Here is a 14,866-nt window from a genome sequence, read left to right as displayed (position 1 = left end):
TGTTGAGGCAGCGGATTGTCTTCGCGATAGAGCGGCGCGCCATGGACGCGTAGTTGTGGCGAGCCCGGGAGAGGTAGCGTCCTCGACATGGACATTCGCACCACCGTTGAGCGCGCTCAACGACTCAAGCAACTCCATGCCGAGTACAAGCCGCTTGTACTGCCGACCGTCTGGGACGCCTGGTCCGCGCGGACGGCAGCGGGCGCCGGATTCCCCGCGCTCACCATCGGCAGTCATCCGCTCGCCGACTCCCGTGGAGCCGACGACCACGAGGGGCAGACCTTCGAGGAGGTACTCGCCGCCGTCAGGCCCATCATCGCGGCGGTAGACGTTCCGGTGTCCGTGGACCTGGAAGCCGGCTACGGACAAGAGCCCGCGGACCTCATCGCCGGACTCACCGAAATCGGCGGCGTCGGTCTCAACATCGAGGACACCGTCCACTCGGACGGCGGACGCGTGCGCACCACCCAGGAGCACGCAAACTACATCGCAGGCCTGCGCGCAGCGGCTGACGACGCCGGGATCCCCGTCTGGGTCAACGGGCGCACCGACGTCTTCCTCCACGCCGAGGACGCGTCCGCCGTCCTCGACGAGGCGATCGAGCGACTGCACGCCCTGGAGCAGGCAGGCGCCGACAGTGTCTACCCGGTGGGCATTCAGGACAACGACGACCTGCTGACCGCCGTGACCGACGCCGTCACCATTGCCGTGAACTCCACGGCGCATCCCGTCAAGCACGATCTTGAGCGCTTCCGCCGCCTCGGCGTCGGGCGGATCACCTACGGCCCGCTGCTGCAATTCGCCTTGACGGACGCGATGAAGGACATGCTCACGCCGTGGGCGCCCTGACCAACTCGTGCACAGCCGACGGTGGGACGACTCAGTGAGACGCTCTCCCGTCAGACTGAGTCACTACGTCCAGCCCTGGGTCACCTCGACCGTCCAACCCGAGTCCGGGCCGCTCGGCACGAGCGAGACTTTGACGACGAGGTCCGTGTCGGCGCGGAACTCGGCTCTGCTCACGAACCGTTCGGCGGCCTTCTGACCCACGGCCGGTGTGGACAACGGACAGAAGCACCTGGCGGCTTGGTCCGGAAGAGGCTCCTTCGGCGCGCCGGCCGTCGGTCTGCCCTGGCGTGTTCCGCGCTGAAGCGGGCAGTCGGTCGGTAGCAAGAGACGAGTCCGTGTGATGGCACGGAGTTGTGCCCCTTTCAGACCGGCCCAGGAGCTCCCATGATGATCGTCGGCGTGATCGCCTTCTGCGTTGTCCTCGCGATACTCGCTTTCGTCGTCCCGCGACTGAGCAGGCACCCCCAGAACGGCGCCCAGCGCACACTGGGTTGGGGGTCTCGTGCCGGTTCCAAGGCCCCTGGCCCGCTCGGTCGCTTGTTGAGCAAGCCTTTCCAGTCCAGCTCGCGCGCCGTCGGTCGCAGCGGCTCCGCAGGCCGCCGGGCACGTGGCCGCCTTCCCTTCTGATCTGACGCGGCGGTGCGGCGCCCCGACGCACCGTGATCCGTCCGATCCCTACCTCGGCTCTTTGAACTCGGCCCCGTCCGGCGTCCTCGCCGGCCGGGGCCGCACGCGCGTCCGCACGCAGCCGCCACGAGCGGCTTCTGCTCGCGGCCACCGTGCGGAAGCATGTCGGACAGCAGCCACGAAGAGAACGGGCGCCTTTTCCGGTGGGCCCGCCGTCCGAGCACGACCGGGAGACGGACAGCCACACCCTGTGTGAGCGCGCTGCCGGCTACGTCGCGGTACGGGCGCGCAGGCCATGACGATCGGCTGCCTTCTCGGAGTACGGCTCCGCCTCCGGGACAAGTCCACTGAGCCGCACCACCGGCCCGTCCGACGAGACTCCGCGCATGCCCCATCCTTCGCACCGGGCACCTGACGACATGCCTGGCGAGGGCCGCAACGCCGGGCAGAACAATCGCCGGACGGGTCTGCCACGATGTCTCGTCGAACCGGGGCATTGATCGACGCGGGCGCGCCCGACGCTCGGGGAGCCGGCCGCGGGAGGCCGGGGGGACCAACGCGCGCTGCGCCGCCGGATCGGCTATCTGCCGCAGGAGTTCGGCTACTACAAGCGCTTCACGGCGCGTGAGTTCGTCGAGTACATGGCGTGGCTGAAGGAGGTCCCCAAGGCGGACATACCCGCCGCCGTACAGCGCGCCGTGGAGAGGGTGGGCCTGGCGGACCGCGCCGACGAGAGGATGAAGGCCCTGTCGGGCGGCATGGTCCGCAGGGTGGGCATCGCCCAGGCCCTCGTCAACGACCCGGAGATCCTTCTCCTGGACGAGCCCACGGTCGGCCTCGACCCGGCTCAACGGCTGCGGTTCCGCGAGCTGTTGCAGCAACTGGGCACGGACACCTGCGTCGTGGTCTCCACCCATCTCGTGGAGGACGTCGCCGCCGCCTGCACGGATGTGGTGCTCTTCGCCGAAGGACGGCTGGTCTTCCAGGGCACCCCCGACCGGCTGGCCGCGGCGGGCGGACCCGAGCACGTGGGCGACAGCCCGCTCGAGCGCGGCTACTCCGCCCTGCTGCTCCACCCCGGACAGGCGAGGGGCAACTGGTGAACGTCCGAGTCCTGCGCACCGAGTTGAAGCGCTCCCTGGCCCCCTGGGCCGGCGTCGTGGCCCTGGTGACGGCGTCGACGCTGCTGTACCTGATCTCCGAACCGTGGTCGGAGACCACCACGGCGTGGACGGGCCAGTGGACGTCCATGGCCCTGTGGACCCGCACCCCGCTGTTCTACCTGTGGCCGCTCGCCATAGGACTCGGAGCACTGCAGGGCCTGCGCGACCACCGCTCGAAGATCTCCGACCTGCTGACGAGCACCCCGCGTCCCACATGGCACCGCGCAGCCACGCTGGCGGGCACGACGGCGTTCACCCTGGTCGCGGCGTTCGTGTCGCTGATCCTGGTGGGCGCGGTCCAGGTGTTCGCCCACGCCCGGTACACCCACCTGGGGTGGCTGCCCATCTCGCTGGTGGGCGTACTCGCCCTCGTCGCAGCGACCGTGCTGGGGATGGGGGCCGCACGGGCCCTGCCGTCCGTGCTCACCCCGCCCGCGCTGGCCATGGGCACCTTCGTCTTCACGGCCGTCCTGGCCCGGACGGAGACGGCCGCGGCGCCGGGAGCCACCGGCGCGGAGCCGAACCGGCTCGTCCTGCTGTCGCCCGCCGTGGAGAAGGTACCGAACGCGCTCGTGACGCTCTCCGCCCCCGTGCACCTCGGGCAGACGATCTGGATGCTGGGCGTGGCGTCGACCGGTTTCGCGCTGCTGGTCGCCGCGACACCGCACACCCGGCTGCTCGCGCTGGCGCCCGTCCTGGCGGGCGCGGCGCTCGCCCTGCTCGTCCTGCCCGCCGATCCGCGCCGGGTGTTCGTCGTCGACGAGGCCGCCGCGAGGCCGGTGTGCGACGGCTCCGTCTGCGTGAGCAGGGCGCAGCGGGCCCGACTCGCCGGCCTGGCGGGCCCCGGAAAGGAGGCGCTGCGCCTGCTGCACGGCGCGCTGGGCGGACGGGCACCGGAGACGGTCCGCGAGAACACCGCCATGCTGCCGGACGGCGCCAAGCCACAGTGGTCCCGCACGACCGTGCTCTTCGACTTCGACGACGGCATGCTCGCCGCCGCGGAAGGCGAGGAGGTGACTCGGGCTCTGATCGCTCAGGGCATGGTGCCGGGATGCAGTCCCGTCGGCTGGAACACGTTCGGAGGCGACCAATTCGCGCAGACCGTCGCGGCGGGCTGGGTGCTGGGGGATCTCGAGCCGCTGCCCGGCACCGGGTCGGCGGCGTTGAACCGCGACGTCATCGCCAGGGTCCGACCGGTGTGGGAGGAGCTCATGGCACTGCCACGGGCGCAACAGCTCGCACGCATCAACGCGATGCACGCCGCCGCTCTCTCCTGCGAGGGCGACGCGTTCGAGGTACTCAAAGGCGGTCCGTCCCAGTGAGATGGCTGACGCTGTACGCGCACTCGCGCCAGGTGCCCGCGTCGCTCGCCACGGTGCTGACCAGTGCCGCGGCCGTGTGGGCGCTCACTCGAGACGGCAGTGCCGCGCCCGGTGGGTCGCAACTGCCCGCGGTCGTCCTCACCGCGGGCGCCATGGCCCTCTCGACCGGACTCGGCGGGCAGGACCTCGACCTGGACCGCAGCGCCGCGATCCGATGGGCTCCCCGCAGAGCGGCGCACGTGCTGCTCGGCGGCGCGATCGTCGGCGCCGTGCTCCTGACCGTGCAGGCGGTGGGTCAGGACCTGGCCACCACCGAGTTCGTCGCCCGGGACTGCGCGGGTCTGGCGGGGCTGGCCGCCCTGGGTGCGGCGGTCGCGGGAGGACGGTACGCCTGGGCGTTCCCCTTCACCTGGCTCGCGTTCGCGTTCCTCGCTCCGCCCCCGGCGACCACGGTGCCCGTGAAGGTGGCGACCTGGATGCTGCTGCCGGCCGGCACGCCTGCGGCGACCTGGACGGCACTGTGCCTGGCGGTGGTCGGCACGGTGCTCTACGCCCTCGCGGGACCGGAGGCCCTCACACTGCCGCCCCGGCGAGTATTGCGAGATCGGAACGTCTCTGCGGCACGCGCTGGCTGAAAGGCGGGCTCACACCGGACCTTCGCCGGTCGGCCGGGCCCCGCTGTCGCGGCACCCACCTCGCACCGCAGTCGCGCGTTCGAAGGTTCCCCTGCCTCCTGACAAGGGCCCCGCGCGTGCCGACCACGACGGGTAGCCGCGTCAGCTCTGTCTGCGCCGCGCCGCCTGCGGCGACAGATGCCGGGCCAGCGTATCGAGCGCGTCGGTGACTTCCTTCATCGCCACAGGGTCCTCGTCTCCGAGCGCATCGGCGAGAGCGCCGTCGATAGTGGTCGCCCTGACCTGGACCATCCGGTCGGAGGGACGGGGCGCTTGACGAACCAGGAGGCGGCGGCGGTCGTTGGGGTCGTTCTCGGTGACGACCGCGCCGGCCTCCTTCAGGCGGGCCACGGCGGTGGAGACCTGGCTCTGCGGGAGTCCGGTGCGGGCGGCGATCTCGCCGACGGCACTGTCGGGGTGGGCGGAAAGGTCACTCACCACGATGAGCACGGACCGTACGCCACCGCCGTAGCGGGCCATGCCGCCCTCCGGCTCGGGCATGGCGCCTTCCCCGATCTTCATCAGGGTGCGCCCCAACAGGAACAGCTCGACTCCATCCATACCCGCACAGTACATCCGTCTCGATGCATCACCTAGAGATGCATCTCTATTGATGCATCTCTATTGATGCATTAGCGTGAGGGGCGACGCCGGGCAGACCGGCCCGCCATCCCCCGACGGACGAAGGAGACTGCCGTGCGCAAGTGGCGATCGAACCCCTGGGCGGTGCTGGTGACGCTCTCACTCGGGTTTTTCATGACCCTGCTGGATCTGACGATCGTGAACATCGCGATCCCCGACATGATCAGCGGCCTCGGCGCCACGCTGGATGAGGCCCTGTGGACGGTCAGCGGCTACGCCCTCGCCCTGTCGGTGTCCCTGATCACCGCGAGCAGACTGGGCGACCTGCACGGCCCGCGCACCCTGTTCGCCGCAGGCCTGACCGTGTTCACTCTGGCCAGCATCGCCTGCGGACTCGCCCCCGGCGCAGCGGCACTGATCGCCGCCCGCGCCGTGCAGGGCGTCGGCGCAGCCCTCCTCGTCCCCCAGACGATGACGCTGATCGTGTCGGTGTTCCCCGCCCACCGACGCGGCGCGGCGCTGGGGATCTGGGGCATGGTCGCAGGCGCGGCCACCCTGGCCGGCCCCACCCTGGGCGGCGTCCTCGTCTCCACCGTCGGCTGGCGCTGGATCTTCCTGGTGAATGTGCCCCTCGGCATCGCAGCGCTCGCCCTGACCTTCACGCTCGTCCCCGACATCCGCCCCGCCCGCACCCACCGCTTCGACCTGACGGGCGTGCTCCTGGCCACCGCCGCACTGTTCTGCCTCGCCTTCGGCCTCCAGGAAGGCCAGCGCTACCACTGGGGGGCGGGAATCTGGGGCCTGATCGCCGCGGGCCTGGCACTGGCCGGCGCCTTTCTGCTGCACCAGCGCGCCACCCAGGACCGCGAACCCCTCGTCCCCTTCGCCCTCTTCCAAGACCGCAACTTCACCGTCATGACCGTGCTGGTCGGCCTCATCTCCATCGCCATGCTGGGCCTCGTACTGCCCTTCAACCTCTACCTGCAGTCCGTACTGCACCTCAGCGCGATGAAAGCCGGCCTCGTCCTCGCCCCCTCGTCCCTGGTGTCCATGGCCCTCGGCCCCTACGCAGGACGCCTCGCCGACCGCATCGGCGGCAAACCCCTCCTCCTGACCGGCCTCACCCTCTACGCCTGCGGCATCGTCGCCATCGCACTCACCGCCGGCCCCGCGACACCCTGGCAGGCCTTTCTCCCCGCCACCCTCCTCACCGGCCTCGGCATCGGCTGCACCCTCGCCCCCATGACCGCCGAAACCATGCGCCACATCCCACCCCACCACGCAGGCGCCGCGTCAGGCATCAACAACACCATCCGCCAGACCGGCTCCGTCATCGGCGCCGCCACCGTCAGCGCCCTGCTCCAGAACCGACTCACCGCCGAACTCGCCACCGGCAAGACCTACGCGGCCGCCTTCCTGACCACCCTCCACACCACCACAGCCCTCCCCATCGCAGTAGTGACCATCGGAATCCTCATCTGTCTCCTCCTCCGCAACCACACCAAAACCCCCACCACCGCACCCGCACCGTCCACCACACCCACCGCGAACACCCGGAACGCGAGCCAAGGCCCAGCCGGCCACTGACCCACAGGAGACGCCACCCATGCACCGTCGGGTGCGCGTACCGTACGGAACCCCGAGTCTCAGGCGCAGATACCCACCAGCGCAGGGCGATTCGTCCTTTGCCGCGGCGCATGACACCGAGCTGTTCCAGTCTGCCTAGTTGGCATGCGAGGGATCCCGTGCTCAACGGCCACACGCCATGGCCGATGTCCCGCATCGTGGGTGCTTCTCCGTTCTCGGCCACCCAGACCCTGATGCACGCCCGGCCACCCAGACCCTGATGCACGCCAGGATCCGCCGCTGCTGATCTGTCAGGAGGTCTTCGGCTGCCTCCAGCTCCCGGACCCTCTGCCGGGGTCCGACCCTGGCCGCAGGCGATCGGCCGGCGCTCGTCTCCCAGAAGGGACGGGCGGCCAGCCGGACGGGCAGCTGCTGCAACCGTCGCCCCAGCGTGGTCTTCTCGACCGGCAAGCCGCGGCGGCGATCGAGTGCAGCGTAGGTGCGGTTCCCTTTGGGACGCGTGGCGCGAGGGTGCGGCATACCGGGTCGCAGACCTCAACGCTACCGTCGCCGGATGGAAGCTTGGGACGAGGACGGCGTACGCGCACAGATACATGCGATGGCAGCTCATGACCCGGGGCAGAAGCGCTTCGGAGCTCACACGCACCAGTACGAACTGGCACCTCGGTTGCCAGAGGCGGAGATCCGAGCATTCGAGGAATCGCACGGCATCGATCTGCCGATGGAATACCGGTCCTTCGTCGCGGAGGTGGGCAACGGCCCCGCCGGTCCCTGCCACGGATTGATGCCGTTGGCCCTCCCCCGCCCGGAGGCCGGCGAGGAGTGGGCCGTGGACGGCGAGTGGGAGGAAGACGGACTGCCGGGCCGACTCGCCGAGCCTTTCCCTCTCACCACACCCCTGCCCGGCCGGATCGGCGCACCGGCCGATGTGCTGACCCGGGGCACGCTCATGCTGGCCGAACGGGCATGCGGCATCTTCATCCGGCTGGTCCTGAACGGCCCGCGCGCCGGCCAGGTCTGGCAGATCGATCCGGACTGGGGCGGCTTCGTACCGGTGAGCCCCGGCTTTCGCAGCTGGTACACCGATTGGCTAGAGGGTCCGTAAACGCACGTCAAACCACCGCGAGAGACCGTCGCTGCCCACGGCTGGCGATCTTCGGGGGTCAGTAGTCGAGGTCGAGGTAGTCGATGTCATTGAGGGTGACGTCGGTGAGTCCGGTGGCGCGGGTTCCGCTGTCTTGGAAGTAGATGTCTTTGAGGCCTTCGGCGATGATCTGGCGCAGTTGTCGGTCGTCGGCTCCGGCGTTGCGGGCGTTGAAGAGGCGTTGTGCGTAGGCCGGGGGGAGGTGGACGGTCAGTCGTCGGAACCTTCCGTCGTCGGTGGTGCCGACGGGTGCGGTGTAGCCGAACCGGGCCCTGGTCTCCACGGTGATCCCGCCCGTGGTGGCGGCCCGCTTCTGTCGGCGTTTGCGGACCTGTGGCTGCCACCGTTGCCGTACGGCGGCCTCGATGCGGTCCGCGATCGCTTTGGGCGGGTGCTTGCGTTCGCCTTTGCGGTAGCGCTCCACCGAGCGCTGGCTGACTCCGAGTTCCGCGGCGACGGCTTTGGTCGTCTTGAGCTGCTTGATCAGGAAGTTGATACGGGCCTGGAGGGTCTTGGGCGGTTGGCGGGTGAAGGCTTCCAGGTCGGCGCGCTCGATGGCGTCCTCGATCTCTGCCACGGCTCAGCCCTTCTCGGCGGTGGGGTTGTTGCTGTCCGTGTCGGCCAGGCCCGGGAACCGGGTCCGGTGCGTGGGGCGCGGACGGTCGTGCGGGTGCCGCGCCGGCTGCACAGGGCGCGTGTGGCGTACTGCTGGTTCCTGAACGCCGGGGCGGGTCCGCGGTCGGCCTGTGGCCTGCAGCGACGGTGCGGTGCCGGTGCCGGTGTCCACGCCGCCTACTCTCCTTCGTCGAGGACGGCGTCGCCGCCTTTGATGTGCCGGGCCGGGTTGTAGCCCTTCTCCATCAGGTCGACCGCCCACAGCATCGTCTGGACGCCTTCCAGCTTGGCCAGGCCCGGGTTGGGCCCGAGGCGGAAGGCGCCGGGCTGGGGCTTGCCGGAGGCGGCGTAGGGCAGGAAGTCGAGCGGGCTGTCACCCGATGAGGGGTAGACGACGCAGTCGGAGAGCACGGCGAGCGGGTACAGGCCGGTCATCCTGGCCATGTTGGCGAGTTTGCGGTGCATGTTGACCCGGGCCTTGGAGATGACGGCGGCGCGGATGTCGGGGCGCCACGTCGGGCGCTGCAGGGCCGGCCACCGTTCGCCCTCCTTGTAGCGCTTGCCCTGGGGGCGCTCGCGCAGCTTGCCGATGCCGCCCTTGACCGTGGCCTTGATCGCGGCGAGGACGGCCGCCATGGCGGGGTCGGCATCCTTGTACCGCTCCATGGCGGTCAGAAACTCGACGTCCGTGAGCTCCTTGGTGACGCCGAGGTCGGCGAGAGTGTCGGCGTAGGCCTCCTTGAGGCGGTCGTGCCACGGATCGAGGTACGCGCCGGTCTCCCGGCGCAGATACGCCTCCAGCGGGGTGACGTTGTAGCCGAGTTCCTGGGCGTAGGCGACGGTGTGGGTCTGGTACCAGGCGGGGCCGGTCGGCCGGGTGCCGTCCGGGGTGAACGGCGAGGGCAGGCGCGGGTTCACCTCGATGTGGGAGAGGTCGACCAGCCAGGAGCCGGGGATCTTCGGGTTGAACGTCGGGGCGCGGAAGTGGTCGGGGGCGCTGAGGCCGACGACCAGGCGGGCTGCGGCGGCGAGGAAGGCGGTGTTGAGGTCGAGGCCGACGGCGTACGGCAGCGTGCACTCCTCGTCGCTGAGGAGCTCCACCGGCCGAACCCACTGGTACGCCTCCTCGTTGAGGAACCCGCCCCTCCAGCCGGAGTCCACGACGACGGGGTGCTCAGGGGTGGCCTCCGGCGGGGCCGGGTCCATCGGCTCCGTGCCGAGCGAACCGGGGTTGTGGCCGGGAACCCAGTTCCCGCTCGCTTCGTCCCGTACGGCGCGCGTCGGCGGGCGCAGCGCCGTCATCAGCTCCAGCCCGGAGACGGCCGTGGACCCTCGTGGGGTGATGACGCGGGTGGCGTAGACGCCCAGGACGCGGGCGATGTCGGCCGGTTCCATCTCCGTCACGCCGGGCCACGCCCGCTCGTCGAGGGCGTCCCAGGACAGGATGGCGAGCTGCACACACTGCCGCTCGCGCCCCTGGGCCTTGCGGTAGATCCTTGCCCACGGCCCGAACCCGCGCTGGGTGAGCCTCCACTTCGCCTTCACCACTTGCTTGACCACCGGGTGGTCCTCCGGCAGGCGCAGGGATCGGCGCTGTTCGTGGCCTTCCAGGCGCTCGGGGAGGCCGAGCTTCACGGCGGCCGCGGCGGTGAGCACGATCAGGGGGTCGGAGTCCTTGCCGTGGCGGTTCAGTTTCGGCGCGCCGAGGCCGGACTCGTGCAGCGTCCACTCCACCAGCTCCACCACCGTGGTCGCGGGGCAGTCCAGCACGATGCCGCCCGTGCCGTAGGCGGAGCCGTCACCGTCCAGCACGGCGAGCGGCCCGTGCGGAAAGCGCGGGTCGGCCGCGGACTGCACCGCCTTCCTCGGGGCCGGACGCCGCGATGCCGCGGCCGGCCGGTCAGCGGGCCGCGCCGGCGTCGCGGCTGCAACGGCGGGAGCATGCGGGACATCTGCTGTTTCCCCCGTGGACGCGGCAGGCTCGCCAGACGCCGCGGGCGCCATCGCCGCGACGGAGGCTGCCGGGGCGTTACCGGGGGCTGGGTACTTCGCCGCCCACCCGTTCAGCAGCCGTTGGTAGGCGTCCAGGCGCGGCGATTTCGGCTCGCTGCGGCCGTTCTCCCAGTTCTTCACCGACTGGGTCGTCGTCTTCAACGCCGTGGCGAGGCGGGCCTGGGTGATGCCGGCGGCCTCACGCAGCCGGGCACGCTCCGCCGGAGGCGGCAGATGCGGCTCCTCGTTCAACAGAGCGTCAACCGACGCGAACAACTCTTCCTCAGATGCCATTCCCTGCACCCTCATCTCAGCACCCGACATCACTTATCCAGAAACTTACCCCATCACTTAACCCAACCTGCGCATTCCCAGCCCGGTGCGGCGAGCCCGTCGCTGGGCGAGCCTCCCTCCCACAGCCACTGGAAGACATGCGGGCTGTGCCCGGCGGACCGTCACCGGCGTCGGCGCGGTCAGGCAAACCCGCTGATCGCGTTCGGCTCGACACGAGCACCTGGCCCAGCCGGGCCGCCGCCCGCACGATCTTCGGCTTCCCTCTCACCGATGGATGCCCGGAGTGTGTCTCTTTTCAGCCATACCCCTGTAACTTCCCGGCACGGAAAGGTACTTCCGCACAGGAGCACGCGTCTGACATCTTGCATCCACCACTCGTTTCGTACGGCCCGGCCGGTGCCCTCAGCACGGCCGGGCCGTCTCCGGAGGACGCATTGATACCCCACAGATCCAGCCGACCTCGACGCACACTGGTGCTGGCGGCCACGCTCGGCGCAGCCCTCGCGTTCGGTGCCCCCGGCGCCCTCGCGGGCACGCTCCCCGTCGCCCCCTCCACCGCGCCGGCCGCCAAGGCCCACGCTCCGGCCGCCGTGCCGGCCTCCCTGAGTGCGACCTGGGTGGCCGGCACGCGTGCCTACCTCGTGATCACCGCCCCCGGTGACAATTCGGCGGTCCGTTCCGCGATCGCCGCCAACGGCGGCACCGTCTTCTCGAACTTCGACGCCATCGGCGTGATCGTCGCCCACTCGGCGTCCAGCGGATTCGCCGCCAGCATGCGGGGCGTCGCCGGTGTGCAGCAGGTCGGCGCCACGCGCACCTCGGACGTCCCGGCCGACGCCTACTCCCCGGCGCTCCCGGCCAATCCGGCCCAGTCCTCGACCCCGGCCGGAGAACCGGTACGGGCCGACATGAGCCAGATCAAGGCCGACCAGGCCTGGGCCGTGAACCCGGGCTCCGCCTCCGTCAAGGTCGGCATCCTGGACACCGGTGTGGACGACCAGCACCAGGACCTGGCGCCCAACTTCGATGCGGCCGACTCGGTCTCCTGCGCCTACGGCAAGCCCGACACCCGCGCCGGCGCCTGGCGGGACGTCGACACGCACGGCACCCACGTAGCGGGCACCATCGCCGCGGCCAAGAACGGCAAGGGCGTCGTCGGCGTGGCCCCCGGGGTGAAGATCTCCGCCGTCCGGGTCGCCGAGCCGGGCAACGCCTTCTTCTTCGCCGAGAACACCATCTGCGGCTTCGTGTGGGCCGGTGACCACGGCTTCCAGGTCACCAACAACAGTTATTACACGGACCCGTGGCAGTTCAACTGCCCGGACAACATCGACCAGGCCGCCATCATCGAGGGCGTCAAGCGCGCCCAGGAGTACGCCGAAGGCAAGGGCTCCCTCCAGATCGCCGCCGCGGGCAACGAGAACTACGACCTCGCCCACAAGACGACCGACTCCGCGAGCCCGAACGACTCGACGCCGGTCACCCGCACCATCACCAACGCCTGCCTCGACATCCCGACCGAGCTGCCGGGCGTGGTCACGGTCGCGGCCAACGGCACGGGCGTCACCAAGGCCTCGTTCTCCAACTACGGGCAGGGCGTCATCGACGTCGCGGCGCCGGGCAGCAACGTGTACTCCACCGTCCCCGGCGGCGGCTACGGCAGCAAGAGCGGCACCTCGATGGCCACCCCGCACGTGGTCGGCGTGGCGGCGCTCATCGCCAGTGCCAACCCGGGCATCACCCCGGCGCAGATCCGCGCCAAGCTGGCCGCCCAGGCCAACGACATCGCCTGCCCCTCGGACAGCCGCTGCACGGGCACGACGGCCAGCAACTCGTTCTTCGGCGAAGGACAGGTCGACGCCCTCAAGGCCGTCGGGACCACTCCCCCGCCCGGCAAGTACTTCGAGAACCTCGCGGACTTCGCCGTCAACGACAACGCGACCGTGGAGAGCCCGATCGCCGTCACCGGCGTGACCGGCAACGCCCCGGCCACCCTCAAGGTCGGCGTGGACATCAAGCACACCTACATCGGTGACCTGAAGGTCGACCTGGTGGCACCGGACGGCACCGTCTACACGCTGCACAACCACGCCGGCGGCAGCGCCGACAACATCGCCCAGACCTTCACCGTGAACGCCTCCTCGGAGGTCGCGAACGGCACCTGGAAGCTGCGCGTCAACGACAACGCCACCTCCGACACGGGCAAGATCGACGCCTGGAACCTGACCTTCTAGCGCAGGGCCGGCAACGCCCGGGTACAAAACACGCATTGCGCCGGCGACGGCTCCCCGCCCGCGCGCGGACACGGCGGGTTGCGGTCTGTTCGACCAGGGCTGCGAACTGCTCGGCGGCTGAGGGCATACGGTCCTGGACGGCGGTGCCCGCCGCGGTCGAGGCCACCGTGCCGGAGGCGTCCAGGAAGGCCGCGGACGGCCTGGGGCCGGTGTCCAGCTCACCGTGCGCCTCCCCCTGAGGAACTGCGGGGCCGTGTCCGCGCTGCCCGTACGGGCAGCGCGGACACGGCTGCGCGCCGCGGCCCCCGACGAGCACCGGCCGGCCCGAGCGGTCCGGGCCACCGTCCCCGCCGGACCGCGAAGGCAGCCGCCGTCTCAACCTCCATTTGGCGCCAGGTCTCCGGTATATAGGGTGCGGAAATGACAAGAAGCGAGCGCCTCGCGGAGCAGTTGGACTGGTACTGGCACCAGAACCTGCGGCCGCGGCTGCACGGTCTCACCGATGAGGAGTACTTCTGGGAGCCGGTGCGCGGCTGCTGGAGCATCCGCCCACGTGGCGCGTCGGCGGCACCGAAGTCGGCAGGCTCGGGGGAATGGACGATGGACTCCGCGTCGCCTGACGCGGTGCCGGCACCGGCGCCGGTGACCACGATCGCCTGGCGGCTGGCGCACATCATCGTCTCGTGCCTGGGCTATCGGGTCGGATGGTACTTCGACGGCCAGGACGTCGACTCCGAGAAATTCGCCTATGCGGGGACCGCTGACGAGGCACTTCAACAACTCGACGAGATGTACGGGAGATGGAACGCGGGGGTCCGCGAACTCTCGGACGCTGACCTGGAGAATCCGCCCCCGGTGGGTCCCGAGCAGTTTCCCATGGAGAACAGGGTCCTGCACGTCAACAGGGAGCTGATCCATCACGGCGCCGAGATTTCCCTGCTGCGCGACCTCTACCGCTGGCAGGACGGAACCGGGTGATGCCCGCTACGGTGACCGACCAGGTGATCAGTGGGTCGCGCAGGTCCCGGGCGGCGGCCCGTGCGGCGAGCAGTTCGCGCGCCATGGCCTGCGCGGTGCTCGCTCCTGCCTCGTGTTCCCTTATTCAGGCGGCCGGCCCGTGTGCCGGCTTTCTCCGAGATTGTGTGCGGGTCGGCGTGGCGGCACTGTCTCTCGTCGTGGAGCTGGGTGGCTGTCAGTCATCAAGCAGTGTGGCCGGGAGCGTGTCGGGAAGCAGATGAGCGAGTTCAAGGGCGGGATTCACTTCAGTGGCGAGGAGCAGCAGCCGCAGCGGCTGGGACGCGACGTTGGTCACTGTCGTCTTGCGGGCCGGGCCCTCTGGTGACGGCTGTTCGAAGAGCAGGTGGAGGCCGGCGACGTCCATGAAGCGGGCGTCATGCAGGTCCCAGACCAGCTCTGCCACTTCCGGTGGCAGCTCGGCAGCAGCGGCGCGGAGCGTCGGCAGGGTGTCGTAGTCGATCTCTCCGTGCATGGTGATGTGAGCGACAGCGCCACAGATCCGTATGGTGAAACGCATGTGGGCCAGCCCCCTCTCCAGGGGGTGAGGAGCCCAAAGGCGAAGCGCCCCTGCGCGGGGCGGGCCGACGATGGTGGGAGGCCGGTGCCCTGGTAGGGGGCAACGCATAACGTCCCAAAGACCGGCCTCCGTAGCGCCGGTCGGTCCCGTGTCCGCCCATCGTCGCACAGCGAGGCCCGCGTGACGTCTGCGGAGGGAGCCGACGACGGCACGGCAATGGGCCAGGGAACAGCGCTGGGGCGCTACGGC

General features: G+C 70.3%; 13 protein-coding genes and 1 pseudogene. 9 read left to right on the top strand and 5 right to left on the bottom strand.

The features are described from left to right. The first annotated feature begins 87 nt into the window (after positions 1-87). Positions 88-849: an isocitrate lyase/PEP mutase family protein gene (locus QF032_RS38430; protein ID WP_307049277.1), complete on the top strand. Its 762-nt coding sequence runs from the start codon at positions 88-90 to the stop codon at positions 847-849. 63 nt (positions 850-912) lie between these two features. Here QF032_RS38430 and QF032_RS38425 read toward each other — a convergent pair whose 3' ends face one another. Continuing rightward, the gene (locus QF032_RS38425) at positions 913-1,065 is read right to left on the bottom strand and encodes a hypothetical protein (RefSeq protein ID WP_307059728.1); all 153 of its coding nucleotides are present in this window, start codon (positions 1,063-1,065) and stop codon (positions 913-915) included. A gap of 168 nt (positions 1,066-1,233) precedes the next feature. Between QF032_RS38425 and QF032_RS38420 the strand changes: the two genes are divergently transcribed. The 4 genes and pseudogenes from QF032_RS38420 (at position 1,234) to QF032_RS38405 (ending at position 4,596) form a co-directional block, all read left to right on the top strand. Next, positions 1,234-1,476, top strand: coding sequence for a DUF6411 family protein (locus QF032_RS38420; RefSeq protein WP_307049275.1), 243 nt, complete (start codon positions 1,234-1,236; stop codon positions 1,474-1,476). A gap of 521 nt (positions 1,477-1,997) precedes the next feature. Continuing rightward, positions 1,998-2,579, top strand: a pseudogene (locus tag QF032_RS38415) (ATP-binding cassette domain-containing protein); the annotation flags it as partial. Beyond that, positions 2,576-3,961 carry a hypothetical protein gene (locus QF032_RS38410; protein ID WP_307059726.1) on the top strand — a complete coding sequence of 462 codons (1,386 nt, stop codon included), beginning with the start codon at positions 2,576-2,578 and terminating at the stop codon, positions 3,959-3,961. The pseudogene QF032_RS38415 and the gene QF032_RS38410, both read left to right, overlap by 4 nt. Continuing rightward, on the top strand, positions 3,958-4,596 hold the full coding sequence (locus tag QF032_RS38405; RefSeq protein ID WP_307059724.1) for a hypothetical protein: 639 nt from the start codon (positions 3,958-3,960) through the stop codon (positions 4,594-4,596). The genes QF032_RS38410 and QF032_RS38405 overlap by 4 nt, the downstream gene beginning before the upstream one ends. Positions 4,597-4,737: 141 nt before the next feature. Here the strand turns inward: QF032_RS38405 and QF032_RS38400 are convergent, their stop codons facing one another. Next, on the bottom strand, positions 4,738-5,196 hold the full coding sequence (locus QF032_RS38400) for a MarR family transcriptional regulator (RefSeq protein ID WP_307049271.1): 459 nt from the start codon (positions 5,194-5,196) through the stop codon (positions 4,738-4,740). A gap of 135 nt (positions 5,197-5,331) precedes the next feature. Here QF032_RS38400 and QF032_RS38395 point away from each other — a divergent pair, with 135 nt between their 5' ends. Next, complete coding sequence (locus QF032_RS38395; protein ID WP_307059722.1) at positions 5,332-6,804, top strand: DHA2 family efflux MFS transporter permease subunit; 1,473 nt, start codon at positions 5,332-5,334, stop codon at positions 6,802-6,804. 553 nt (positions 6,805-7,357) lie between these two features. Next, the gene (locus QF032_RS38390; protein WP_307059720.1) at positions 7,358-7,909 is read left to right on the top strand and encodes an SMI1/KNR4 family protein; all 552 of its coding nucleotides are present in this window, start codon (positions 7,358-7,360) and stop codon (positions 7,907-7,909) included. Positions 7,910-7,967: 58 nt separating this feature from the next. On the opposite strand, the gene tpg is transcribed toward QF032_RS38390, so the two are convergent. Together tpg and tap are read right to left on the bottom strand one after the other, a co-directional pair. After that, positions 7,968-8,525 carry a telomere-protecting terminal protein Tpg gene (gene tpg / locus QF032_RS38385; RefSeq protein WP_307049266.1) on the bottom strand — a complete coding sequence of 186 codons (558 nt, stop codon included), beginning with the start codon at positions 8,523-8,525 and terminating at the stop codon, positions 7,968-7,970. Between the two features lie 215 nt (positions 8,526-8,740). Further along, the gene (gene tap / locus QF032_RS38380) at positions 8,741-10,849 is read right to left on the bottom strand and encodes a telomere-associated protein Tap (RefSeq protein ID WP_307059719.1); all 2,109 of its coding nucleotides are present in this window, start codon (positions 10,847-10,849) and stop codon (positions 8,741-8,743) included. 473 nt (positions 10,850-11,322) lie between these two features. On the opposite strand from tap, the gene QF032_RS38375 reads away from it, so the two are divergent. Next, entirely contained in the window at positions 11,323-13,083 is a 1,761-nt protein-coding gene (locus QF032_RS38375; protein ID WP_307060527.1) for a S8 family peptidase, read from the top strand. 420 nt (positions 13,084-13,503) lie between these two features. Continuing rightward, entirely contained in the window at positions 13,504-14,061 is a 558-nt protein-coding gene (locus QF032_RS38370; RefSeq protein WP_307049263.1) for a DinB family protein, read from the top strand. A gap of 214 nt (positions 14,062-14,275) precedes the next feature. On the opposite strand, the gene QF032_RS38365 is transcribed toward QF032_RS38370, so the two are convergent. Then, positions 14,276-14,617, bottom strand: coding sequence for an STAS domain-containing protein (locus QF032_RS38365; protein WP_307059717.1), 342 nt, complete (start codon positions 14,615-14,617; stop codon positions 14,276-14,278). Positions 14,618-14,866 lie beyond the last annotated feature (249 nt).

The organism is Streptomyces achromogenes (assembly GCF_030816715.1).
Lineage (GTDB): Bacteria > Actinomycetota > Actinomycetes > Streptomycetales > Streptomycetaceae > Streptomyces > Streptomyces achromogenes_A.
The sequence above is the reverse complement of the archived record's forward strand: the minus strand, read 5'-3'. Positions and strand labels throughout refer to the sequence as shown.

Coding starts and splice junctions, on each gene's coding strand:
- QF032_RS38400 (WP_307049271.1), bottom strand. CDS start 5,196: ATGGATGGAGTCGAGCTGTTCCTGTTGGGGCGCACCCTGATGAAGATC.
- QF032_RS38420 (WP_307049275.1), top strand. CDS start 1,234: ATGATGATCGTCGGCGTGATCGCCTTCTGCGTTGTCCTCGCGATACTC.
- QF032_RS38430 (WP_307049277.1), top strand. CDS start 88: ATGGACATTCGCACCACCGTTGAGCGCGCTCAACGACTCAAGCAACTC.
- tap (WP_307059719.1), bottom strand. CDS start 10,849: ATGGCATCTGAGGAAGAGTTGTTCGCGTCGGTTGACGCTCTGTTGAAC.
- QF032_RS38390 (WP_307059720.1), top strand. CDS start 7,358: ATGGAAGCTTGGGACGAGGACGGCGTACGCGCACAGATACATGCGATG.
- QF032_RS38365 (WP_307059717.1), bottom strand. CDS start 14,617: ATGCGTTTCACCATACGGATCTGTGGCGCTGTCGCTCACATCACCATG.
- QF032_RS38370 (WP_307049263.1), top strand. CDS start 13,504: ATGACAAGAAGCGAGCGCCTCGCGGAGCAGTTGGACTGGTACTGGCAC.